Source organism: Pilimelia columellifera subsp. columellifera, assembly GCF_039532605.1.
Lineage (GTDB): Bacteria > Actinomycetota > Actinomycetes > Mycobacteriales > Micromonosporaceae > Pilimelia > Pilimelia columellifera.
The window spans coordinates 1-984 of record NZ_BAAARY010000076.1; the positions used below are offsets into that span (position 1 = coordinate 1).

Genomic DNA, 984 nt, shown 5'->3' on the forward strand with positions numbered 1-984 from the left:
GCCCTCGGCCAACAGAGCCCGATCGCCTACGAACAACGATCAGCTACTCTCGCCCTCGCCGCATAACAACCGGTGTCCACGATCCTGGGGGAAGCCCCCCTGCCCGGCGGTAGTCATGCTTGACGACCCGGCGGGGAACGTCGCATCGGCAAACCACCACAGCTTGTGGTGAACCGCCGCTGCACGGCCCTGTCAGCGGCACAAGCGGATGTCCAATCTTGTCTAACGGCGGGCCTCCGTGGGCAGTGGCCGGCTAGCGCCTGTCGGGGACTATGGCGACATGAGTCAGTACTTCCAGGTAGGCGACCTCGTCCTGTGGAACCCTTCCAGCCAGGTAGCCGGGTTGTTTTTCAGTACCAGTGAGGCGGTCGCTGTACTGGTTGACGTACCGACTAGGATCGTCGCCACATGCGCGGATGAGTACGACATCGACCTGGACGTATTCGTCGCCTTCGTTGATGCATTGGTCTCGCAGTACAGGTCGTCAAGTCACCCGATCCTCAGGTCCTTACTCGAGGGATTCACCGCGACCGCGCTGGTTTTAGTCGATCGTGCTGGCCGCGCCGTGCCCTTGCTGCCGACCTCCAGTGCGCTGGATCCCAGAGACGTGTCAGTAGGTGCTGGTGGAGTCCGTCCTCTGGGCGACGTCAAGCATTTACAGAATCTTGCAGGTGAGCACGCTAGAGCCATGCCATGTTGATGCCATTTGTCGGGACCTCCCGATTGCCGGTGACCGGCCGACCGGCGCTGAGGTCCGACGGCGACAGCCCGTTTCGTGGTGGAGAGCGTGGCCCGCATCGTGGATGGTTTTCCCTTTTATGCTGTGGCGGATCGCACGGTGTTGGATATCCGATAGACCTTGGGTATTAAAGCCTGTAGTTAGGCACTGAGGTGATCTCAACGAGGGTTCGGTAGGTACCGGTATTCGAAGTGGGTGAGGTGGACGGCTGCGCGGACGATGTCGCCGAGGTTTCGGGGGCTGGC

The 984-nt window shown here is 61.2% G+C and carries 1 protein-coding gene; it reads left to right on the forward strand.

The window, feature by feature from the left end; genetic code table 11:
- The first annotated feature begins 280 nt into the window (after positions 1 to 280).
- Positions 281 to 700, forward strand: coding sequence for a DUF6086 family protein (locus ABD287_RS18390; protein ID WP_344174801.1), 420 nt, complete (start codon positions 281 to 283; stop codon positions 698 to 700).
- The last annotated feature ends 284 nt before the right edge of the window (positions 701 to 984 follow it).